Source organism: Sphingobium olei, from assembly GCF_042678845.1.
Lineage (GTDB): Bacteria > Pseudomonadota > Alphaproteobacteria > Sphingomonadales > Sphingomonadaceae > Sphingobium > Sphingobium olei.
Map to the genome: position 1 here is coordinate 1 of NZ_JBHTLS010000107.1, position 20,935 is coordinate 20,935.

23 protein-coding genes are annotated in these 20,935 nt (G+C 62.7%); 15 read left to right on the forward strand and 8 right to left on the reverse strand.

The window, feature by feature from the left end; genetic code table 11:
- Positions 1-213: 213 nt before the first annotated feature.
- On the reverse strand, positions 214-1,527 hold the full coding sequence (hemN, locus tag ACFQ24_RS06960) for an oxygen-independent coproporphyrinogen III oxidase (RefSeq protein ID WP_380910056.1): 1,314 nt from the start codon (positions 1,525-1,527) through the stop codon (positions 214-216).
- Between the two features lie 471 nt (positions 1,528-1,998).
- Here hemN and ACFQ24_RS06965 point away from each other — a divergent pair, with 471 nt between their 5' ends.
- The 10 genes from ACFQ24_RS06965 to ACFQ24_RS07010 all read left to right on the forward strand — a co-directional run bounded on the left by ACFQ24_RS06965 (position 1,999) and on the right by ACFQ24_RS07010 (position 11,290).
- Positions 1,999-2,298 carry a hypothetical protein gene (locus ACFQ24_RS06965; protein WP_380910009.1) on the forward strand — a complete coding sequence of 100 codons (300 nt, stop codon included), beginning with the start codon at positions 1,999-2,001 and terminating at the stop codon, positions 2,296-2,298.
- A gap of 23 nt (positions 2,299-2,321) precedes the next feature.
- The gene (gene ccoN, locus ACFQ24_RS06970) at positions 2,322-3,983 is read left to right on the forward strand and encodes a cytochrome-c oxidase, cbb3-type subunit I (RefSeq protein ID WP_380910011.1); all 1,662 of its coding nucleotides are present in this window, start codon (positions 2,322-2,324) and stop codon (positions 3,981-3,983) included.
- A gap of 13 nt (positions 3,984-3,996) precedes the next feature.
- A complete protein-coding gene (gene ccoO, locus ACFQ24_RS06975) occupies positions 3,997-4,734 on the forward strand; it encodes a cytochrome-c oxidase, cbb3-type subunit II (protein ID WP_380910013.1) in 738 nt (245 codons plus the stop codon).
- Positions 4,731-4,886 (forward strand): cbb3-type cytochrome c oxidase subunit 3, encoded by a 156-nt coding sequence (locus ACFQ24_RS06980; RefSeq protein ID WP_380910015.1) that lies wholly within the window; start codon positions 4,731-4,733, stop codon positions 4,884-4,886. Before ccoO ends, ACFQ24_RS06980 begins: the two co-directional genes overlap by 4 nt.
- Entirely contained in the window at positions 4,879-5,841 is a 963-nt protein-coding gene (gene ccoP, locus ACFQ24_RS06985) for a cytochrome-c oxidase, cbb3-type subunit III (protein WP_380910017.1), read from the forward strand. The genes ACFQ24_RS06980 and ccoP overlap by 8 nt, the downstream gene beginning before the upstream one ends.
- Entirely contained in the window at positions 5,825-7,366 is a 1,542-nt protein-coding gene (locus tag ACFQ24_RS06990) for a 4Fe-4S dicluster domain-containing protein (protein WP_380910058.1), read from the forward strand. Before ccoP ends, ACFQ24_RS06990 begins: the two co-directional genes overlap by 17 nt.
- Positions 7,363-7,806, forward strand: a complete 444-nt coding sequence (locus tag ACFQ24_RS06995; protein WP_380910019.1) for a FixH family protein — start codon at positions 7,363-7,365, stop codon at positions 7,804-7,806. Before ACFQ24_RS06990 ends, ACFQ24_RS06995 begins: the two co-directional genes overlap by 4 nt.
- Positions 7,803-9,920 carry a heavy metal translocating P-type ATPase gene (locus ACFQ24_RS07000; RefSeq protein ID WP_380910021.1) on the forward strand — a complete coding sequence of 706 codons (2,118 nt, stop codon included), beginning with the start codon at positions 7,803-7,805 and terminating at the stop codon, positions 9,918-9,920. The genes ACFQ24_RS06995 and ACFQ24_RS07000 overlap by 4 nt, the downstream gene beginning before the upstream one ends.
- Positions 9,917-10,108 (forward strand): cbb3-type cytochrome oxidase assembly protein CcoS, encoded by a 192-nt coding sequence (gene ccoS, locus ACFQ24_RS07005; RefSeq protein WP_380910023.1) that lies wholly within the window; start codon positions 9,917-9,919, stop codon positions 10,106-10,108. Before ACFQ24_RS07000 ends, ccoS begins: the two co-directional genes overlap by 4 nt.
- A 501-nt stretch (positions 10,109-10,609) precedes the next feature.
- On the forward strand, positions 10,610-11,290 hold the full coding sequence (locus ACFQ24_RS07010) for an OmpW/AlkL family protein (protein WP_380910025.1): 681 nt from the start codon (positions 10,610-10,612) through the stop codon (positions 11,288-11,290).
- A gap of 122 nt (positions 11,291-11,412) precedes the next feature.
- Here ACFQ24_RS07010 and rnk read toward each other — a convergent pair whose 3' ends face one another.
- Together rnk and ACFQ24_RS07020 are read right to left on the reverse strand one after the other, a co-directional pair.
- Positions 11,413-11,826, reverse strand: coding sequence for a nucleoside diphosphate kinase regulator (rnk, locus tag ACFQ24_RS07015; RefSeq protein ID WP_380910027.1), 414 nt, complete (start codon positions 11,824-11,826; stop codon positions 11,413-11,415).
- A 260-nt stretch (positions 11,827-12,086) separates the two neighbouring features.
- On the reverse strand, positions 12,087-12,656 hold the full coding sequence (locus tag ACFQ24_RS07020; protein ID WP_380910029.1) for an HdeD family acid-resistance protein: 570 nt from the start codon (positions 12,654-12,656) through the stop codon (positions 12,087-12,089).
- A 265-nt stretch (positions 12,657-12,921) separates the two neighbouring features.
- On the opposite strand from ACFQ24_RS07020, the gene ACFQ24_RS07025 reads away from it, so the two are divergent.
- Positions 12,922-13,503, forward strand: a complete 582-nt coding sequence (locus tag ACFQ24_RS07025) for a DUF305 domain-containing protein (RefSeq protein WP_380910031.1) — start codon at positions 12,922-12,924, stop codon at positions 13,501-13,503.
- A 119-nt stretch (positions 13,504-13,622) separates the two neighbouring features.
- Here the strand turns inward: ACFQ24_RS07025 and ACFQ24_RS07030 are convergent, their stop codons facing one another.
- Together ACFQ24_RS07030 and ACFQ24_RS07035 are read right to left on the reverse strand one after the other, a co-directional pair.
- Positions 13,623-14,087: a hypothetical protein gene (locus ACFQ24_RS07030; protein WP_380910032.1), complete on the reverse strand. Its 465-nt coding sequence runs from the start codon at positions 14,085-14,087 to the stop codon at positions 13,623-13,625.
- 93 nt (positions 14,088-14,180) lie between these two features.
- On the reverse strand, positions 14,181-14,870 hold the full coding sequence (locus ACFQ24_RS07035; protein ID WP_380910034.1) for an NnrU family protein: 690 nt from the start codon (positions 14,868-14,870) through the stop codon (positions 14,181-14,183).
- 192 nt (positions 14,871-15,062) lie between these two features.
- Between ACFQ24_RS07035 and ACFQ24_RS07040 the strand changes: the two genes are divergently transcribed.
- The 3 genes from ACFQ24_RS07040 to ACFQ24_RS07050 are packed head-to-tail and all read left to right on the forward strand — an operon-like array spanning position 15,063 to position 16,980.
- On the forward strand, positions 15,063-15,299 hold the full coding sequence (locus tag ACFQ24_RS07040; protein WP_021227168.1) for a hypothetical protein: 237 nt from the start codon (positions 15,063-15,065) through the stop codon (positions 15,297-15,299).
- Between the two features lie 48 nt (positions 15,300-15,347).
- The gene (locus ACFQ24_RS07045; protein ID WP_380910036.1) at positions 15,348-15,671 is read left to right on the forward strand and encodes a DUF1476 domain-containing protein; all 324 of its coding nucleotides are present in this window, start codon (positions 15,348-15,350) and stop codon (positions 15,669-15,671) included.
- Positions 15,672-15,696: 25 nt separating this feature from the next.
- Complete coding sequence (locus ACFQ24_RS07050) at positions 15,697-16,980, forward strand: NAD(P)/FAD-dependent oxidoreductase (RefSeq protein WP_380910038.1); 1,284 nt, start codon at positions 15,697-15,699, stop codon at positions 16,978-16,980.
- A 52-nt stretch (positions 16,981-17,032) separates the two neighbouring features.
- On the opposite strand, the gene ACFQ24_RS07055 is transcribed toward ACFQ24_RS07050, so the two are convergent.
- The 3 genes from ACFQ24_RS07055 to ACFQ24_RS07065 are packed head-to-tail and all read right to left on the reverse strand — an operon-like array spanning position 17,033 to position 19,541.
- The gene (locus tag ACFQ24_RS07055) at positions 17,033-18,010 is read right to left on the reverse strand and encodes a site-specific integrase (RefSeq protein WP_380910040.1); all 978 of its coding nucleotides are present in this window, start codon (positions 18,008-18,010) and stop codon (positions 17,033-17,035) included.
- Positions 18,007-18,861: a nucleotidyl transferase AbiEii/AbiGii toxin family protein gene (locus ACFQ24_RS07060; RefSeq protein WP_380910042.1), complete on the reverse strand. Its 855-nt coding sequence runs from the start codon at positions 18,859-18,861 to the stop codon at positions 18,007-18,009. Before ACFQ24_RS07060 ends, ACFQ24_RS07055 begins: the two co-directional genes overlap by 4 nt.
- Positions 18,858-19,541 (reverse strand): type IV toxin-antitoxin system AbiEi family antitoxin domain-containing protein, encoded by a 684-nt coding sequence (locus ACFQ24_RS07065; protein WP_380910044.1) that lies wholly within the window; start codon positions 19,539-19,541, stop codon positions 18,858-18,860. The genes ACFQ24_RS07060 and ACFQ24_RS07065 overlap by 4 nt, the downstream gene beginning before the upstream one ends.
- Before the next feature lie 468 nt (positions 19,542-20,009).
- On the opposite strand from ACFQ24_RS07065, the gene ACFQ24_RS07070 reads away from it, so the two are divergent.
- A complete protein-coding gene (locus ACFQ24_RS07070; protein WP_380910060.1) occupies positions 20,010-20,711 on the forward strand; it encodes a VIT1/CCC1 transporter family protein in 702 nt (233 codons plus the stop codon).
- Positions 20,712-20,935 lie beyond the last annotated feature (224 nt).

A 20,935-nucleotide genomic window follows, 5' to 3' on the forward strand; every position in this document is an offset into this window, starting at 1 on the left:
CCCAACGCCCAGCCCGATATCCCCCTGATCGAGGCAAGGCTGGAAGCGCTCGCGAAAAAATGGGCGCCACGGACACGCCGGAAAGCCTGACAGGCCGCGTCAATGCCGCCTTCCGTCGGCGCTTACTTCATAACGGCTTCACTTCCCCACGAACGTGTCACCCCGACCTATCGGGAACGCGAGGCAGTGGTCCTATTAGTAGTTTTCCTGAGCTCAGACTGCGGAGCTGAACTTTCGCCCCGCCTCATGGCGGTATGGATCGAACACTGCCGCTATGGTGCGGGCATAGGGGAGGGCTTCGGGCGGAATAACGAGCATGTCGCCTTCGAAGCGAACGATACCCACAGCGGCAAAACGACGGAGCCGGCTTTCGGCTTCCAGTCGCATGTCGAGGGGAAGTTCCACGCGTCCATGACAGAGCAGCGCCTCGATTATACCGCCGCATCGCTGATCCTCAGCGTTTCGCCGAATCCCCCGAGATCCTGGCAGGTGATCTTGCGAAAGCATCATGCGATAACGCCCGGCATTCTTCTCATTCTGGATCAAAAGGCCTGGGAAGCTGCTGATCGCGGACGCTCCAAGGCCGATCAGGACCGGTGCTTCGTCATCGGTGAAGCCTTGGAAGTTTCGGTGCAGCCGACCGTTGGTCGCCGCTTGGGCCAGCGGGTCGTCTGGCAGGGCAAAATGGTCAAATCCTACCGGGATATAGCCGTGCTGAGTCAGGAATTGGTATCCTGACATTGCCAATCGGAATCGCGTGTCCTGATCGGGCAGGGCATCCGCATTGATCCGCCGCTGACGCGCGATCAGGTGTGGAACATGGGCGTAGCCGAACAGCGCGATCCTGTCGGCGCCGAACTCAACTGCGCGGGTGAGGGTCGCGGCGAGCTGATCTTCGGTCTGTCCCGGGAGACCGTACATCAAGTCGTAATTAAGCGACGTGATTCCCGCTTCGCGCAGGAGAGATGTGCACCGCTCGATGTCCTGTACAGGTTGAATCCGCCCAATCGCCTGCTGCAGCCGTGCGTCGAATGTCTGGACGCCGAGGCTGGCGTTGTGAACGCCTATGCCAGCCATCGCGCGAGCCCAGCCGGCGGTTAACGTCCGGGGGTCGAGCTCCACCGAGACGAGGGGATCGTCGAGATGGAATGCGTCGGTCAGCGAAAGGAAGAGGCGCACGAAATCCGCAGGCGCTATGGCGTTTGGACTGCCGCCCCCGAACGAAATACGTCGGACATACGCCGTTTTCGGCAGCAGCTGGCCAACGAGGGAAACTTCCCTATGCAGAGCTTCGAGATAGGTCGTCAGCCTGTGCCCGCGATTGGCGCGTCCGGTATTGCAGCCGCAATACCAGCATATCGTCTCGCAAAAGGGTATATGTACGTAGACCGAAACCTCGCCTGTGACTTGAGCAAGCGCTGCGACAAGGTCCGGTCCACCCACGTCGTCATCGAATTCCGCAGCGGTAGGATAGCTGGTGTAGCGCGGAACGGGCGCCGCCAGTAAATCAGGATGATAGGACCACATTTCGTGATTTTGAGGATTCGATGCGATTCTCTCCTTGAGGCGCGTCAAATTTGTCGCCGAATTGCATGGCGCGATTTAGAGCCAACTTCACTCGACGGATGGCAGGCCACCAGGCGCGGTTGACCAGAATATTGATTTGAAACAAAGATCGGCTTCAAAGGCGCCGCTATCGGATTGTTCGAACCTGGAGACGACCGGATGAGGAAAAGGTCGCCTGGTTCTGGTACGCTCTCACAGTGTGCTAGGGAGCAATCAAGGGAAGGAGCCTGACGGTCAACTGCGGCGCGAGTGATCACGCGTGCCGTGTGTCGAAGGGTTTATTATGCGCCGGTCTTCCCGTTCACCTGTCACCGCAACATCAGTGTCGTGTTCCCGGCGCATTCTCGCGGTAAGGGAACAGGGCGGCTGGCAAACCCATATTAGCTTCTTTGCCGTCGATCGGCAGCAGCCGACTGGAAGGGAGTTGCGATCATGAGTCTGCCGATTGGAATGTGGGGCATAATCATCGGCGTACTCGGGATCGTGGCCGTAGCGAGCGGGGCCTGGCTGCTTCTACGCGCGCGCGACGTTGCCCGGCTCACGGACACGCCGAACAACGAGGTCGCGCCTGGGCGCAAGCGGAGGCCTTCAGCCAGCCGCGGGACGGTGCGGATCGTGCTCGCGATCAACGTCCTCGCCACCATCGGGGCCCTCGGGATCTTCGCCCTGGTGGCGTCGCGCACCATCGGCTCGAATGAAACGCGAACCGATCCCTACGCGGCGCGGCCCTGAAGCAGAATCAAAGGACGGCGAGAATGGACGAACTACTCTTCAAGGTGGGCGCTTGGCTATTGCTGGCGATACTGGCGCTTTTCGCCTGCGCGCTCGCCATGGATGCGGGATTCTCAGTCCATATGGCGATCGTATCGGCCACGGCCTTGCTGATCGCCTGGATCACCATGGTAAAGGCGGATTTCCAGGTTTTGTCGGGCTTTAAGCCCGCGACCATGCCCGACGTTACCCGCTATGACGATGATCTGATCCGGCTCGGCGTCATTGCCACTCTGTTCTGGGGCGTGGTTGGTTTCCTCGTCGGCGTCGTGATCGCGACTCAGATGGTCATTCCGTCTTTGAACCTCGAGCCATGGTTCAGTTTCGGACGAATGAGGCCGCTTCACACGTCGGCTGTCATCTTCGCGTTCGGCGGCAACGCGCTCATCGCGACGAGCTTCTACGTCGTACAGCGCACCTGCCGCGCGCGCCTCGCGTTCCCCGCGCTCGCCCGTTTCGTGTTCTGGGGCTATCAGCTGTTCATCGTCCTCGCCGCGACCGGCTATCTGATGGGTGTTACCGCCAGTCGCGAATATGCCGAGCCCGAATGGTATGTGGACCTGTGGCTGACGATCGTCTGGGTCGCCTATTTCGTCGTCTTCGTCGGAACGCTGCTGCGCCGGACCGAACCGCACATCTACGTCGCGAACTGGTTCTATCTCAGCTTCATCATCACCATCGCGATGCTGCACATCGTGAACAATCTGGCGGTGCCCGCAAGCCTTTTCGGCTCGAAGAGCTACTCCGCCTTTGCGGGCGTGCAGGATGCGCTGACGCAATGGTGGTACGGTCACAATGCGGTGGGGTTCTTCCTCACCGCCGGTTTCCTGGCGATGATGTATTACTTCGTGCCCAAGCAGGCCGAGCGGCCGATCTACAGCTACCGGCTCTCGATCATCCACTTCTGGAGCCTGATCTTCCTCTACATCTGGGCGGGTCCGCACCATCTCCATTATACGGCGCTGCCCGACTGGGCTCAAACGCTGGGCATGGTCTTCTCGGTCGTGCTGTGGATGCCGAGCTGGGGCGGGATGATCAACGGTCTGATGACGCTGAACGGCGCTTGGGACAAGATCCGCACAGATCCGATCATCCGCATGATGGTCTTCGCGCTGGCCTTCTACGGCATGGCGACGTTCGAGGGGCCCATGCTTTCGATCAAGGCGGTGAACTCGCTGTCCCACTACACCGAGTGGACGATCGGCCATGTGCATTCGGGCGCGCTGGGCTGGAATGGCATGATCACCTTCGCGGCGCTGTACTATCTCGTTCCGCGGCTATGGGGTCGCGAGCGACTTTACTCGCTGCGCATGGTCAACTGGCATTTTTGGCTCGCGACGCTTGGGCTCGTGCTCTACGCGGCGGCGCTTTGGGTTGCCGGCATCACGCAAGGCTTGATGGCCCGCGAATATGGCGCCGACGGCTATCTCGTCTACGCCTTTGCCGAGATCGTGGCCGCCATGAAGCCCTACTATGCTATCCGCGTCCTCGGCGGTCTGCTCTACCTCCTGGGCGCCCTGATTATGGTCTACAACGTGTGGATGACCATCGCGGGCCGGCTTCGCAAGGAAGCGCCCATGTCGAGCCCCACCTACAATCCCGAAGCCGACCGGCCGATCGCGCCGGCTGCGACGCCGGCCGAATGAAGGGAAACGCCTGATGTCATCGCAGCTCGCCACCCAGCACAAGAAGCTGGAGCGCAATGTCACTCTTCTCAGCGTCTTCGCATTCATCGCGGTTGCGATCGGCGGCATCGTGGAGATCGCGCCCCTCTTCTGGATCGACTCCACAGTCGAGAAGGTGGAAGGCGTGCGGCCTTACACGCCGCTCGAGCAGGCCGGTCGCGACATCTATGTACGCGAGGGCTGCTACACCTGCCATAGCCAGATGATACGCCCCTTCCGCGATGAGGTGGAGCGCTATGGCCATTACAGCCTTGCCGCCGAATCCATGTACGATCATCCTTTCCAATGGGGATCCAAGCGCACAGGTCCCGATCTGGCGCGAGTGGGCGGGCGCTACTCGGATGAATGGCATGTCCAGCACTTGAAGGACCCGCGCTCGGTCGTGCCCGAATCCATCATGCCGACCTACGCGTTCCTGGCGGAGACCGAACTCGATCTCAAAGGCATCGACGGAAAGCTCGGCGCACTGCGCAAGGTCGGCGTGCCTTATACCGAGACCATGATCGAGAATGCCGAGGCTGATCTTAAGCAGCAAGCATCTCCCGATGGCGACGCGGCCGATCTCGCCAAGCGCTATCCCAAGTCCCAAGTGCGCGACTTCGACGGAGATCCATCGAAGCTGACCGAAATGGATGCTGTGGTTGCCTATCTGCAGATGCTCGGCACGCTCGTCGATACGAACGCAGCCGCGGCGCAGGAGCGGCGGCGATGACCTACGACGCATTGCGCCATTTTGCCGACAGCTGGGGCCTGGTGCTCATGGCGATCCTGTTTCTGGTCCTGGTCGGCTGGACTTTCCGCAAGGGTGCCCGTTCCCGGCAGGACCGCGCCGCCCGTTCGATCCTGGAGGAAGACGATGGCTGACAAGCGGATCGATGAGGCGACGGGAACGCCCACGGTCGGGCACGAGTGGGACGGGATCGAAGAGCTCGACACCCCCATGCCGCGCTGGTGGCTGTGGACGCTCTATGCGACGATCCTGTGGGGTATCGTCTATACGGTGTTGTATCCGGCCTGGCCGCTCGTCAACTCGGCGACCACGGGCCTGCTCGGCTGGTCGAGCCGCGAGCAGCTTGCAGGCGAGGAAGAAGCCGAGCGCATCCGCAAGGCGCCCTTGCAGCTGGCCCTGGCGCGCATTCCCATCGAACGGCTCAATGAGGACTCGCGGCTGATGCAGGCCGCGGTCGAAGGCGGCCGCGCAGCCTTCAAAGTGCATTGCGTTCAGTGTCACGGCTCGGGCGCGGCGGGGAGCAAGGGCTATCCCAACCTCAATGACGACGACTGGCTCTGGGGCGGCGACATCAAGGAGATCCACACGACCCTGGTTCACGGCATCCGTCAGCCAGGCCATGAAGAGACGCGCATGTCGCTGATGCCGGCGTTCGGACGTGACGGCATCCTCACGCCCGAGCAGGTCGAGGATGTGGTCAGCCATGTGCGCGTCATCTCTCGCCAGGAGAAGGCGAGTCCGGCGTCGCAGCGGGGAGCGAAGCTGTTTGCCGACAATTGCGCGGTGTGCCACGGCGCTCAAGGCGGAGGCGACCGAAAGTTGGGAGCGCCCAATCTGACCGATCGTATCTGGATGTACGGAGGCGACCGGGAGACGGTCGCGCAGACGATCAACAATTCCCGCTACGGCGTCATGCCGGCCTGGGGCGCACGCCTCGATCCGGTCACGGTCAAGATGCTGGCGGCCTATGTTCACTCGCTGGGGGGCGGCGAGGATTTCATTCCCGAGCCTGCGCCAAGCGCCGCCGCATCCGCGGCGCCGCAAGCGGCTCCCTCCCAAGCGGCCAAGAGCAATGTCCAGCCCAGATGATCTGACCGGCCCCAAGCAGCAGCTGTTCGAGAAGCGGCAGAAGGTCTTCCCCAAGGCAATCGACGGACCATTCCGTCGATTCAAATGGCTGGTCATGGCCGTCACGCTGACGATCTACTACGTCACGCCGTGGTTGCGTTGGGATCGCGGGCCCTATGCGCCGGATCAGGCAGTGCTCGTCGACATCGCCAACCGCCGTTTCTACATGTTCTCGATCGAGATCTGGCCGCACGAGTTCTACTACGTCGCCGGCCTCCTGATTATGGCGGGTATCGGGCTTTTCCTCGTGACCTCGGCTGTGGGCCGGGCATGGTGCGGCTATGCCTGTCCGCAGACCGTCTGGACCGACCTGTTCCAGCATGTCGAGCGGGCGATCGAAGGTGACCGCAACGCGCAACTGCGTCTTGAGAAAGCACCCTGGGGGCTTTCCAAATTCGCCAAGCGCGTGACCAAGCACGCGATCTGGCTGCTGATCGCCGTGGCGACGGGCGGCGCCTGGATTTTCTACTTCGCCGATGCGCCAACGCTGGCGCGTCAGCTATGGGACCTGGACGCGCCTTATCAGGCATGGTTCACGATCGGGCTTCTGACGGCGACGACCTACATCTTGGGCGGCCTGATGCGCGAGCAATTCTGCATCTACGGCTGTCCCTGGCCGCGCATCCAGGGAGCGATGCTCGACGAGAAGTCGCTCATGGTGACTTACAAGGCGTGGCGCGGCGAGCCCCGGACCCACGGCATCAAGCGCGCTGGTCCCGCGGTGCACCAGCCTGATGGCGAATTGGGCGCTCAGGCTCAGTATGGCTTGCCCTCACGCGTGGCGATTACGTCCGACCCCGACAACAACCCCCGGATCGTCGGAGACTGCATCGACTGCAACAATTGCGTGGCGGTGTGCCCGACCGGCATCGATATTAGGAATGGTCCGCAGATCGGCTGTATCACCTGCGGCCTGTGCATCGATGCTTGTGACGATATCATGGAGAAGATCGGTCGGCCCAAAAAGCTTATCGGCTATTCCACCGTCGCCGACGAGCTCCTGGCCGGCAATGGCAAGACGCCCGAGCCGCCGCTCAAGCGTCTTTTCCGTCCGCGCACCCTCATCTATTTCATGATCTGGGGCTCCATAGGTCTCGCGATGCTGTTCGCTCTCGGGTCGCGCACGCGGCTAGACCTCAGCGTGCGCATGGAGCGCAATCCGATCTGGGTGCAGCTGTCGGACGGCATGGTGCGCAACGCCTACACGATCAACGTCCGCAACATGGAGGCGCGGCCGCGTTCGGTGATCTTGTCCATCCAAGGCCTGCCAGGCGCCGCGATCTGGACCGACGCCGAGGCGCGCAGGGCCGCCGGCGCAACGGTGACGATCCCGATCGGACCGGACCAGACCCGCAAGACGCGCGTGTACGTGGCGGCGCCGGAACGCAGTCAGCAGGATTTCGATTTCGTCATTCGGGCCACTGATGGCGAAGGAGCCACGGACCGCGAAAGCACCGTGTTCGAAGGGCCGGAGAGCGATCGATGAGGCGCGAATTCACCGGACGCCATATGCTGTTCGTTATGCTCGGGATGTTCGGCACGATCATCGCCGTGAACCTGATCATGGCGCGTTTCGCTGTTTCCACGTTCGGCGGTACGGTCGTGGAGAATTCCTACGTCGCCAGCCAGAACTACAACCGCTGGCTGGCCGAGGCCCGGGCACAGGATGATCTGGGCTGGTCGATCGACCTGAAAATGGGCGACGGCCGGACCATCCAGGTCAGATCCACGCCGCAAGGGGGGACGCTTACAGGTCTGGCGGAGCACCCGCTCGGCCGGGCTCCCGATCAGCTGCTCAACTTCACAAAATCGAGCGACGGCGCTTGGCGATCGACCGAGCCGTTGCCGCCCGGACGCTGGCGGGTGCGTCTCGAGCTGCGAAGCGGCGAAGAGACAGCCCGGTTCGTCAAGGATGTACCCGCGTGACTGCGGTCACCAGTACATTCAGCGTACCCGGGCTCCACTGCGCAGGCTGCATCGCGAAGCTCGAGGGTGGCCTCGCGCGAACGGACGGCGTGATCAGCGCCAGGGTGAACTTCACCAAGCGCCGGGTCGCCATCGCGCATTCGGACAGTCTGGCCGACGAACAGTTGCGGGAGGTCATTGGCAAGATAGGTTTCCCGGCCGAACGCCTGCTTGGCGATGAGGAAACGCGCAGCGCGCCGGAAAGCCGCGAGCTTGGCATCGCGCTCGGCGTCGCCGGCTTTTCGGCGATGAACATCATGCTGCTGTCGGTCAGCGTCTGGTCCGGCGCGCAAGGTGCGACGCGCGATCTATTCCACTGGCTGTCGGCGCTGATCGCCTTGCCCGCAGTGGCCTATGCGGGCCGGCCTTTCTTCCGCAGCGCCTGGAGCGCGCTTCGTCACGGCCGCACCAACATGGACGTGCCGATCAGCATCGGCGTGACGCTCGCCTGCGCCGTCAGCCTCTATGAGACGATTATCAGCGGTCCTCACGCCTATTTCGACGGGGCGGTGATGCTGTTGTTCTTCCTGCTGGCTGGCCGATTCCTGGACAGTGTGATGCGCGTACGTGCGGAGAACGGGGTCGCCGCGCTCCAGCGCCAGCGGGCGCCGCGCGGGCTCGTGATGACGAAAGACGGTGCGAGCGAGTGGCGCGATGCCGAAGAGATCGCACCCGGCATGACGCTTCTTGTCGCGGCGGGGGAGACGTTCGCGGCGGACGGCATGATCATGAGCGGGGCGTCGAGCGTCGATCGAGCACTGGTCACAGGGGAAAGCGCACCGGATTATGTCGGGGTAGGTGACGCCGTCCTCGCCGGCACGATCAATCTTGCCGCTCCGCTAACGGTGAAAGTCAGCGCAGCGGGCGAACGAACGGCGATTGCCGGTATCGCGCGGTTGATGGAAGCAGCAAGCGGAGCGAAGTCGCGCTACGTCCGGCTCGCTGATCGAGCCGCGCGCTATTATGCTCCAGCAGTACACCTCCTTGCCGCGCTCTCGCTCGTTGGTTGGCTCATCGCCGGAGCCGGATTGCACCAAGCGGTGCTCATCGCCGTTGCCGTCCTCATCATCACCTGCCCGTGCGCGCTCGGCCTGGCGGTCCCGGTCGCCCAGGTTGTCGCTGCCGGCTCACTGATGCGCGGAGGCGTGCTGATCCGCGATGGAGCCGCCCTCGAACGCCTTGCTCAGGCTGACGTGGCGCTCTTCGACAAAACCGGGACAATCACATTGGGTCGCCCCCGGCTTGTCGATGACGGCGGCCTCTCGGCCGATGAAAAGCAGGTTGCGCTGGCTCTGGCGCGCGGCAGCCTTCACCCGCTCGCCCGCGCCTTGGCCACAGCTCTCGACGGCGTTCAGGCTGCCCAAGTCACCGAGGCGGAGGAAATCCCGGGTCTCGGCGTCACCGCAGTTTGGAATGGCGAGCAAGCGTTCCTCGGTCGCATCGATGAGAGGGGCAACGAGGAATGCGAAGGCGCGGGCGGTCAGCATGCGCTTACGACGGCGTTTCGGTTAGGCGAGGGCCCGATCCGTATGTTGCGGTTCGAGGATGCGTTGCGGCCGGAAGCCGCCGAGGCGATTGCCCGTCTAAGTAGACTGGGCCTCGAGCCCACGATAGTATCGGGCGACCACGAGCGGCGGGTCGCCAGGCTTGCCGCTAGGCTGGGGATACGGGGGCATGGCAACCTTGATCCGCATGGCAAGCTGGCGATGATCGAGGCATTGGGCAGTGAAGGCCGCCGGGTCCTGATGGTAGGGGACGGCCTCAACGACGGGCCTGCACTCAATGCCGCTCACGTCTCCATGGCCCCGTCCTCCGCGAGCGATGTCGGTCAAAGCGCCGCCGACCTGGTATTTCTTGGCGACTCCCTCTCCGCAGTGCCCGTTGCCTTGGCCACCGCGAGACGCACGATGCGGGTTGTGAAGGAGAACTTCGCCATGGCTATCGGATATAATGTCCTCGCCGTGCCGCTCGCCGTGGCCGGACTGGTCACGCCTCTGGTCGCGGCACTTGCCATGTCGCTGTCGTCGATCATTGTTGTCGGCAATTCGCTGCGGCTGCGAAAGGCCGCCCGATGACCGGCCTGACCATCCTCATTCCAGCTGCGTTGTTCCTCGGCCTGCTGGGCCTCGCTGCCTTCTATTGGTCGATGCGAAATGGCCAATATGACGATCTCGATGGCGCGGCCGAGCGCATCCTGCTCGACGAGCATGATGATCCGGCGCAGGATCGCGGGGATATCGCACATCGCGGGCAGGGAAGCTGACAAGAGACGGCTCTCGTCCCGCTCAACGCTCCCGCAGTACCCGCTTCCGGCTTCGATCCGCGTGGCACGCCACAATGCAGCATGACTTACCTTGAGCGGGCGCCGGCTCTCTGTCGATGGGGATTGGGATCGTGCGGGTCGAGCCATCACTGGCACATAGTTGCGCTGAAAGCAGGAAGGACGCGGATGGCGTAATATTCAGCGATGTGGGCAGGATCGCCGCCAATCCGAAGAGTGCCATCGGCTTCATTCGCGCCCCTTCTCAAATCAACCTTAAGCATCACTTCAGTCCGCCCTGCGCATTAGGTGACAGGCGGCCTTTATGACGTTTGCAGCCAGCGGCGGCCGATGACTTTGATAACGAGCAATATTCGGGACACGTATGAAACCTAATATTGAGCCGGGTCAAGGCATGAGGCGTGCGATCCGCCGATGCGTTTCCGGTCGTCGCAAAAAACTTGGTCTGCAAGGGGCAGACGCTGCGACGTCGGATGAGGGAAGATGAAAAAGCTGACGCTGATGGCCACTGCCATTGCCGCAATAACCGTTTCGACGCCCGCGCTCGCGGGCGATGCCGCTGGTCGCTGGCAGGTAAAGATGTTGGGTTCGGCCGTGCTCCCGGACGGGAAGTTAGATAAGGTACTTGTCGATCCGGGCTTACCGGCCGGCACGGATACGAAGGCTGACGACAATTTTGTGCCGACAGCGTCCATCGAGTATTTCATCACGCCGAACATCTCGGTCGAGACGATCTGCTGCCTTACTCAGCATGACGTGGATATTGCCACGGGGCCGCTCACGGGCGGCCAACTCGTTGCGGACCGAAAGATCATACCGGCGACGCTTACGGTGAAGCTGCATTTGCCAACGAAAAGCGGCCTAAACCCTTATGTTGGAGCTGGGCCTGCCTACTTCATCTTCTTCAATGAAGAGCCTGGCGCGGCCGCACGCTCACTGCTCGGCGCCAACAAATTGGCATTCAACGACAAGGTGGGCGTTGCCCTGCAGGCTGGCGTCGATGTGGCGCTCGGCCAATCAGGGTTCGGCCTGAGCCTTGATGCCAAGCGCTATTGGGTGCGCCCGACTGCGCATTGGTCCAATTCGTCGGGTACTGAAGTGCTGGCGACGCGCCACAAGCTCGACCCCTGGGTATTGAGCGCTGGGGTCGCCTATCGCTTTTAATCCAGTTCGGTGGGGGAACCCCGCGTCGTGGGGCTCCCCGTCACCTGTATCAGCCAATGCCGACGAGCCAACCGCGATGGATCCTCTATGACGGTAGGACTCCGGGTCATGCACTTTCTGGGTCAGCAAGTCTGAGCAGCCTGGCGCACGCTGACGATCTTCAGCTCCCGTTCGCGCCCGTCACGGTCAGGCCACAGTATCGACTGTCCTTCGCGCAAACCGATAAGGCCGGCACCAACCGGCGTCATGATCGATATCCGGCCGGCGGCAATGTCCGCCTCATTCGGATAGACGAGTTCATAGCTGTGCTCCCTGCCGGTCGCGGCATCCACGAACCGAACGGTCGAGCGCATGGTCACGACATCGCTGGCGATGCGGCTCGCACCATGGATCTTCGCTCGCTCGATCTCGTCCAGCAACAGGCGCGAAACCGGCGGGTTCTGCTCCTCGGCGGCTAGGGCGAGGTCGGTGAGGCGATCGGCCTCGATATCGATCATGTGAATGGGCGGTCGACGGCGCGCCTTGCTGTACGTCATGAATTCTCGCTTCCAAAATGCGAACGCGCCTTGGTGAGGCGGTGGGCTAAAGATAGAGCTTGTTTGAACCCCGAGCTCGGCTCGGGACGCGCCAGAGCCCGGGGCTACATGCCCGCGAGAATCTGCCCTCCATGGTGGCGTGAACGCTGTACGCAATAAGGCTGCATGGCAGCCATTGTGTCGCTGCGATTGAAGCGTGTCAAACGGGTCGAACGGAAGGTGCTGAGACCAACAACCGGTTCCGACTGGGGTCGCTTGCGCTAGCTGGTAGTAACTTTCCGCACACTATAGGCGAGCAGCATTAGCATGACGCCCTGCAGAAGGATGTCTACGGCAAGCACAAGGCCAAGCAGCCTCAAGACAGGCTCAGGCCAGCTGTTGGCGAGCATCGCTGCGAAGGCGAGACTCGCCAGTCCGGACAGCGCCGGCCAGCCAAAGCCGTAGCCGCGCCAGGATATGGCCGCCGCGATGCGCGCCAGCCCCGACGCTGCGAGGAGACCTGCAAGCAGCAGCGTCAGCTCCCGTATGTCGAATGCCGGATTGGCGAACGTGCAAACGCTAGCGAGCAGATAGAGAATTGCGGAGAGCAGCCAGAATTTCCCGCAAGGCGGCTCGGCTGCGACGATCGCAGGAAGGAGCGCGAAGCAGCCCGTCAGACCCATCAGGCCGCCATATGCGTGGGGAACAGCCGCCCGCGTCACGATGGCGTTGCCCCCAGCGAGGCAGCCGAAGATCGAGATGGCAGCGCCGGCACCGAGGAGAAGCAGCCAGGTCCGCGGCCTGGACAGCCTCGTCTCGAATCTCGATGCCGTGGATGTGAATGGAGTCATGATCGCTCCTCGCACGTTCGGATCTTGGCGACTGTAGCGCATTCCGCTCTGCGCCGTACTTGGGGGTTTCCCGGATTTTCGCGACTGGCGAGAAAAATCATGGGACGTTCGAGATCGTCCCCACCCCTGGGCGCCAAGGCGAAGTGCGTCGAGCGCCGCCCCTTTCGTAGCCAGACGGTGGGGGCGTGCACCAAGGTCGGCCCGAGCCGGTGCAGAACCAAGTGTTACCTGATCAGTTTCGCTTCTGAACCTGCAGGAAGCCGCAATGGAACAGCACTCAGAGATAAACATGGGGTGGAGGCGCTTCGCCGCAATGATTGTCACGTCGACGATCATCATGTTCTTCCTAATGTACCAACTTGTTTACAGTTGGGATCACGCGTTGTTCAGCTTGACCCGTCTCATTTCCTCGTTGGTAATGGGCTGCGTCATGACAGCGATAATGCTGATCTTCATGTGGCGCATGTATCGCCCTGACGTCGCTAAAGTTGCCGTGCTTGGGGTAGCGATCTTGGGGAGCATGGCGCTGCTGGCAGTGAACCGCAGTCAGGCGCTTGTCGATGATACGGCCTTCATGAGGGCGATGATTCCCCATCATTCCATAGCCATCAACAATGCGCGACGAGCTGACATTCGTGATCCGCGAGTGCGCTATTTGGCGGACAGGATCACGCGTGATCAGGTGAAGGAAATCGCCGAAATGAAATTGCTGACCGAGGATATCGAGCTGCATGGGAGGCGTGGCGACACTCCGCTGGCTGCCGGACCTGCGACTTTGCAGAGCGAGGGCGCGAGCGAGGCTCGAGAGCTGTTGAGCGGCAAGTTGCTGGAAGAAAGGCCGCTGTAGGAAAGCGAACCTCGTTTGCCTCGCAAAACAGGACCGAGCCAAGTTTACTCTACAAGCGCAGGTTGACGACGTCGCCAGTTCCGGGCTGACGTCCGCCAAAAATCGCGCCGTTTAAGGTGTTAGATCAACCCGTGCGCTCCCGCCATGGCGCCAACGGTCGCGACGAGCGAGGCCAAAAGCAGCACACGGTGCATTCGCTCCATCCGCGCGAAATCGCGTTCTGGAGTCCGAGAGAGCTGCATGCGGCGGTGAAGGAAGAGTGGCTCGATGACGTAAAGCATCGCAGCGAAAATGCTCCAGACGGCGACCATCGCGTGCATCCACCAAAAGCGCGGATCGGCGAAACGATCCCATAGATCGGCGCGGTGGATCATCCAGAGGCCGGACACGCCGGCGATGCCCACCCATAGTCTGGCCTGCCAGGCAAATCCCTGTTCGACGCGGTGGAAGGAAGCGAGGCGTTCAGCGGGAGGAACGCTGCGCCGAATGGACGGCATGAGCACCGTCGTTACAAACGCCACGCCGCCGATCCAGAACAGGATGGCGATGACGTGCACGACGCGGGCGAGCGTGAAATCGTCCATCTCCTTACTCCTTCGATCACCAGCGATGGGTCGTCAAAGCGCCCGGTTGAAGGGTCAAGATCAGACTGCCGCGCAGGGACAGCAGCAAGCCCCTCATCGCAGCACCGCGGTCGGGTCCGGACCGAACATTGCGGCATGAGCCAGGAGCAAGGCCAGATAGGCCGTGATGGTGATCGCCGTCGCCAAGAGCAGTTGGCCGCGAGGCCAGGCGGGAAGGCCGCGGCCGGCCAGCGTCGCGGCGAAGGGAAGGGCGGACGTTGCGGAGGCAAGCCGCTGCCAGCCCATGCCGAGCTGACGTGATTTCCGGCGGTCGATCGTCGGCATTGCGGCAAGCGCGAAGACCATGAAGCCGCCGAAGAGGATCGCGGAGACGAGGTCGCCATTTGGCACCATGTGAGCCGCCGACCAGATAGCGAAGGCCCAGAGCACCGGGTGGCGGGTGATGCCGACGATTCCGGGTGCACGGACATCAAAGGCCTTGCTCCGCAGAGCGACCGACAAGGGGTTCACCGCGAGCAACCCGCTGACAAGGAGGAAGATCGCCGCGGGCATCGCCAGCAGCGGTGCCCAGTAAGCCGATGCCGATACATCCCACAACGGCACGAAGGGTGCGCGTCTCGCTGCACCGATAAGCCAGGCGAGGATCAGGAGCGATGTCGCGGCATAGACGGCGAGATAGAGCCGCTCGCCGAAGAGCCGCACGAGGCCTGCCCGGACCTGCGGCATTGCCGGGATACTGTGGCTGCAAAGAAAGACGGCGAGCGCCGCCAGGAATTCGGTCATGCCGGCATCATGCATGCGACCGGAGACCCTCGGCATCCGTAATCATCCGGAAGCTCCCGAGCACCGGCCTTGGCCCCAATACGACGGGCTAGGCAGAAGACGCCTGCGGGAATTCCCGTAGTGCCAGCGCGCCCGGCGGCGTTACTATTCTGGTCCTGTCTAACGGCTGGATCTGAAACCAAGGGGATGACGATGAGCAAAATCGACGAACTGAAGAGCGACCTTTCGCGCCTCCGCGATGAGGCGAAAGTGCAGGTCGAGCTCGGCAAGATGGAGCTGCGCGAGGAGTGGAACGAGCTCGAGGCGAAATGGAACCATTTCGTCGCGGAAGCGCGGCTGCAGGAAAGCAAGGAGCAGGTGAAGGCCTCGCTGGCGGCGCTCGCCGAAGAGCTGCGCAAAGCCTACCAGCGGCTCAAGAGCGCCCTCTAGGTGCTGACCCGATACGATCAGTGCATCGACGCCAGGGAGTAAGACTTGATGACCATGTTCGATGACCGGGAACGCGGCGAGGAAGCCAAGTTCGTGCGCGACGAAGACTTGCGCTTCCGGATAAAGGCACGCCGCAATCGGCTTCTGGGCGAGTGGGCGGCGGAGCGGATGGAGCTCTCGGAAGCCGAAACCGACGCTTATGCAGCCACTGTCGTCCAGGCCGACTTCGAGGAGGTCGGCGACGATGATGTCGTGCGCAAGCTTCTCGGCGATATGCTGTCGGCCGGCATCCCCGTCGAAGAAGCGGAGGTACGAACGGCTCTCCGGAGCAAGGAGCTCGAGGCACGCCGGCTGGTAACGAGCCAGGGATGACGAGGTCGCCTGCCTTGCCGCCGGCATGGACAGGCAAACACGGAGCGCTCAGCGGAAGGATAGCTCGCAAGTGACAAGCTCTACGCAAGCCGATGTGATTATCGTCGGGGCGGGCCACGGCGGCGCGCAGTGCGCAATCGCGCTCCGGCAGAACGGGTTCAGCGGCACGATCGCGATGATCGGGCGCGAGCCTGAGCCGCCCTATGAGCGGCCGCCGCTGTCGAAGGAGTATTTTGCGCGCGAGAAGACCTTCGACCGCCTCTACATTCGGCCGCCTGCATTCTGGGATGAGAAAGGCGTCGATCTGGTCCTAGGGACCGAAGTGGTCTCGGTCTATCCGTCCGCCAAGCAGGTAACGCTCTCCAATGGCTCTAAGATGGTGTACGGCACGCTGGTCTGGGCGACCGGCGGCGATCCGCGCCGGCTCAATTGCCCCGGCGGCGAGCTTGCCGGACTTCACCCTGTCCGCACTCGCGCCGATTGCGACCAACTTATGGGCGAGATCGATGGCGGCGTGCGCAACATCGTGGTGATCGGCGGCGGCTACATCGGACTCGAGGCTGCGGCGGTGCTGACGAAGCTCGGCTGTACGGTCACGCTCTTGGAAGCTCTGCCGCGCGTGCTCGCGCGCGTCGCCGGCGAGGAGCTGTCGGCCTTCTACGAGAAGGAACACCGCGGCCACGGCGTCGACTTGCGCACCGGCGTCGCGGTCGAAGGGCTGGAGGGTGAGGGCCGGGTCACCGGCGTGAGGCTCGCCGACGCCACCGTTATCCCCGCCGACGCGGTCATCGTCGGCATCGGCATCGTGCCCGCGGTCGGACCGCTGATTGCCGCGGGCGCGGCGGGCGGCAACGGCGTCGACGTCGATGAATACTGCCGCACTTCGCTGCCCGACATCTATGCGATCGGCGACTGCGCCGCCTTCGCCTGTGCCTATGCCGGCGGCACGGTGATGCGCGTCGAGTCGGTGCAGAACGCCAACGACATGGGGACCTGCGTCGCCAAGGCGATCTGCGGCGACGCGCACCCCTACCACGCTTTCCCGTGGTTCTGGTCGAACCAGTACGACTTGCGCCTCCAGACCGCCGGCATCTCGCTCGGCTACACCGAGACGATCGTCCGCGGCGATCCGGCGGCGCGCAGCTTCTCGGTCGTCTATCTCAAGGACGGCAAGGTCATCGCCCTCGACTGCGTCAACGCGGTCAAGGACTATGTCCAGGGCCGCAAGCTGGTTGAAGCTGCCACTAGCCCGGATCGAATGCAGCTGGCCGATGCAGAGGTGCCGCTCAAGGAGCTGCTGCCGGCCTGAGTGCCCGGAGAGAGACCAGCGCACGCCGCTGACCGTTGGTGCTTGGTTGGGCTTACAGGAATCTCTCGCCGGCATGGTCGCGAAACCGCTCGGCGTCGCGGACATATTCCGAGAGGACCTGCACCGACTTGTGCCGGCTCACTTCCTGCATCTTGAAGATGCTCGCGCCCTGGCGCGCCGCCTCGGTGATGAACCCTGATCGCAGCGAATGACCGGCGAACTGGGTGGGATCGAGACCGGCATCAGCGGCGCAGCGCTGCACGAGGCGGGCCACGGCCCGATCGGACATCGGCTGCCTAGTCAGTCCATCGGCGCGAGTCAGCCGCCGGAACAACGGTCCTTCTTCGTGGCCGGCGGCGACCATCCACTCCAGCAACAGCGCCTTGGGCCGAATACGACGCCCTTCAGGAATGGCGATGACGGCCCCTTCGCCCGCCTGGTCCGTCTTTGACCGCCCGATGAAGAGCTGCAGACCCTCGGGAGCCAGTCCGATATCGTCGACGGCCAGGGCGACGAGCTCAGAACGCCGCAGCGCCGCCGCCATGCCGATCGCAAGCACGGCGCGGTCGCGGATTGCGCGAAGATCGTCGCCTTCGATTGTCTTCAGCATGGCGTCGAGCGCATCGGCGTCGGCGGGCTTCTTGCGCGTCTTGCGAACACCGACCGCGGTGCGAATGCCGGCGAGGACTTCCTTGATGGCTCCTGCGCCTGGCTGCTCTTGCGGCGGATCGAAGCCGGACTGTCGATGGTGATAGGCGATAGCAGCCAGGCGCCGGCCGATGGTCGGAACCTTGACACCTCGGTCTGCTTCGAAAGCCAGGAACGTGGCGACTGCGCCAGGGGAGGCGGGCCGGCTTTCGATGCCGCGCTCATCACACCATTCTTCGAAAACCCGCCAGTCGGACGCGTAGGCCCGCTGCGTCGACGGCGCGCGCGAACTTCGCGCATAGAGCGCCGCGCGATCGATCTCTTCGCGCAGTCGGGCAGGCACTGCATTCGGATCGCTTGGAACCGGAAGATCTGAGCTCATTGATCCAAGGCCTTCATCATCTTCTCGAGCTTCGCCAGGAAGAAGCGTTCGGACCAGAGATCGAGGGATTTGGCGTCGGCCGGACGAAGGAAACGGCGCACGTCGCTTGCTGCAAGATGCCAGTCGATTGAGGCGATCTTGGAAGCCAGCTTGCCCTGCAGCCAGGCGGCATCGAGTGCGGAAGCATCGTCCTGCCATGGCCCGGCCTGTGCGAGCGCAGCCTGAAGGTGCGGGAGGTTCGGCGCGGTGTTCTTGGTGATATACCATGAGAAGTCGAACCAGTCCCGCCCCTTGAGATAGGGCCGGCAGAGCAGCGCATGGATTTTCAACGCGAAGTTGGAAGCAAGATCCTGGTGGCGGACTTCGTAATCGGCAGGAAAGTCGAGGAACGTTCCCTCCTCTCCCGACCCAACCGGTGGATTGGTGTCGATTTCGAGCTTGATCTTGATCGTCCTGGCGCGTGAGCCGGCGAAATTCAGGTCTAGCTGGCTTGCGATGGAATCGTCCTTGAGCACCGCTTCGCGTATGGCCTTGTCCATCCTGTCCCTCGGCACTGCCTCGAGCTTGAGGCCAAATTGCGCGAAGACGTCGACGAGCGTTGCGAGGTAGCGGTCCCACCGGAAAGCGGCATCGGGCGCTCGAAGAAGAAAATCGAGATCTTCGGAAAAGCGGGGAAGTCCATGAAGAATGCGAAGGCTGGTCCCGCCCTGGAATAGGGCTACCTCGAAGAAATCGGCCCGCCAGAGACCATAGAGCGCGATCTCCTGAATGATCTCCTTGGTGGCGTTTTCCTCCTCGATCGCGTTCGCGGCGGCATAACCGCGCAGCTTCTGCTGGATCATTTCGATCATTGCGATGCCTCGTCCGTTGACCGGGCGGTCGCCTGGACGACCGCCTCCTCAAGCGATCGAAGAAAGTGGTTCACCGCCTTGTGCTTGTAGACGGCTCCCAGCGCCGCGAAATCCTTCTCCCGCAACCCCCCGAGGTGCTGCTCATCGATCCTGAGACCCTCCGTCACCCAGCGAAGGCCGGTCCAAGGTTCCTTGCGCAATGCGACAAGATCAAGGAGCGCGCGAAGCGGAGAGGCGACGAAAGCCGTCGATCGACCGAGCTCGCATCGCTCGACCGCTCTCAGGAACTGATACTCGGCGATAGCAAGGGGATGAAAGGTGAACCGGCCGATGGCCGGCGTCTCGTGCACGATCGTCTTGCGCCCAGGGGTGACGCTTGCTGTTTCGAAGACCGCTTCCGGGATCCAGCCATGATGGGAGAGGGCCGTTTCGAAGGAGATGTAACTCCCGGGAAGAATGGCCTGCGCCATGGCGAAGGGATGGATCGGATCGCTCCGGAAAGGCCGGCCAAGCGCGTAGGTTCCACGTTTGAGGCGGATGAGCGACCCATCCTTCAGCGCACGATTTACAAGCGCGTAGCGCCGTCCGCTCCCACCGCCCAGCAATCGCGCGAGTTGCCGCTCATCGAAGATCCGGCCGCCCAGGCCGGCCTTCGTAACCTCTGAGGCCAGGGAGCTCATAAAATTCCTGATACTTTCACGATACGAAAGTTTCAAGAATTTTTATAATGGCCAATTCGAGGTCGTTCGATGGCCGCCGATCACGGCCGGGACGGCAATGTTCCGTTTGGCTTCGACGCTTGCCGATAAACGGAGGGCGCCAAACGTCGCGAGGAACGTTCGGAGCTGATGGCGAGCGGATGTCCCGGCGCTTCAAGTCGGGTCCAAACTGACGAACTACTATGTCCGAGAATCGAGTTTCTCGGACATAACACACGCGGTCAGTCCGTGCTGATTATCTCTCGAGGCGCTAAGCAATCCACGGGAAAAAGATCTGTTACAAGAGCCGGAAAGACGATTGCCCCGCGTCCCACGAGCCCGCAGAAGATGGCAGCTACGAGTTCTGCGACCGGAGCGTGCCTCTCTCTCGCTACCAGGCACGGTGATTTACCTAATGCACCGCGGTGCGAACGATGCAACTCAATCAGCATGTCTCGTCGGGAACTTCATGTCGAACGTCACACCGTCATGCGTATCGGATGGCTGCGCGCTGCGGTGCTCGGAGCCAATGACGGGATCGTCTCGATCGCAAGCCTCGTCGTCGGCATCGCCGCATCGTCGGCCAGCAAAGCAGAGATCCTGCTTGCTGGCGTCGCCGCGCTTGTTGCGGGCGCGATGTCGATGGCCGCAGGAGAATATGTCTCGGTCAGTTCACAAGCCGACAGCGAACGGGCGAACCTGCTCAAGGAAAGCAGGGAACTTCGCAATCAGCCGGAGTTCGAGCGCGAAGAATTGGCCGGCATCTATGTCGCCCGCGGTCTCACTCCGGACCTCGCCTATCACGTCGCCGACCAGTTGATGGCAAAAGACGCACTCGGCGCGCACGCCCGCGACGAGCTCGGCATTTCCGAACTGTCGTCCGCTCGGCCGCTACAGGCCGCGTTCACTTCGGCGGCGACGTTCAGTGTCGGCGCCGCAGCGCCCCTACTGGCAGTCGCGCTTGGCCCGGCCGGCTCGCTTATTCCGCTGGTTATCGGCACGTCCCTCCTCAGCCTCGCTCTGCTCGGCGCATTGGGTGCCAAAGCGGGCGATGCGGCGCCGCTCCGCTCGGTGTTGCGCGTAACCTTCTGGGGAGCACTGGCGATGGCGTTGACGGCAGCGATCGGCAAGCTCTTCGGAACTGCGGTTTAGCGCCAGAATGGAGATCCGGGCCCCTCGTCGCCGATATACGCGAGCGCTCATCCGGGGCGGAGAGACGCCGGGCTGGCGGCGGCATCGGATGCCCTCGCGAGGTCGTCCGGGCGCTTTTCGAAGCGTGGGAACTGACGGGGCCGAAGCCGATCTCGCGCTGTTCGCGTCTGTTGGCTGTGATGTCGCGGAGCTAGCGAGGCTGCGGAACACCGCGACTGCAACGG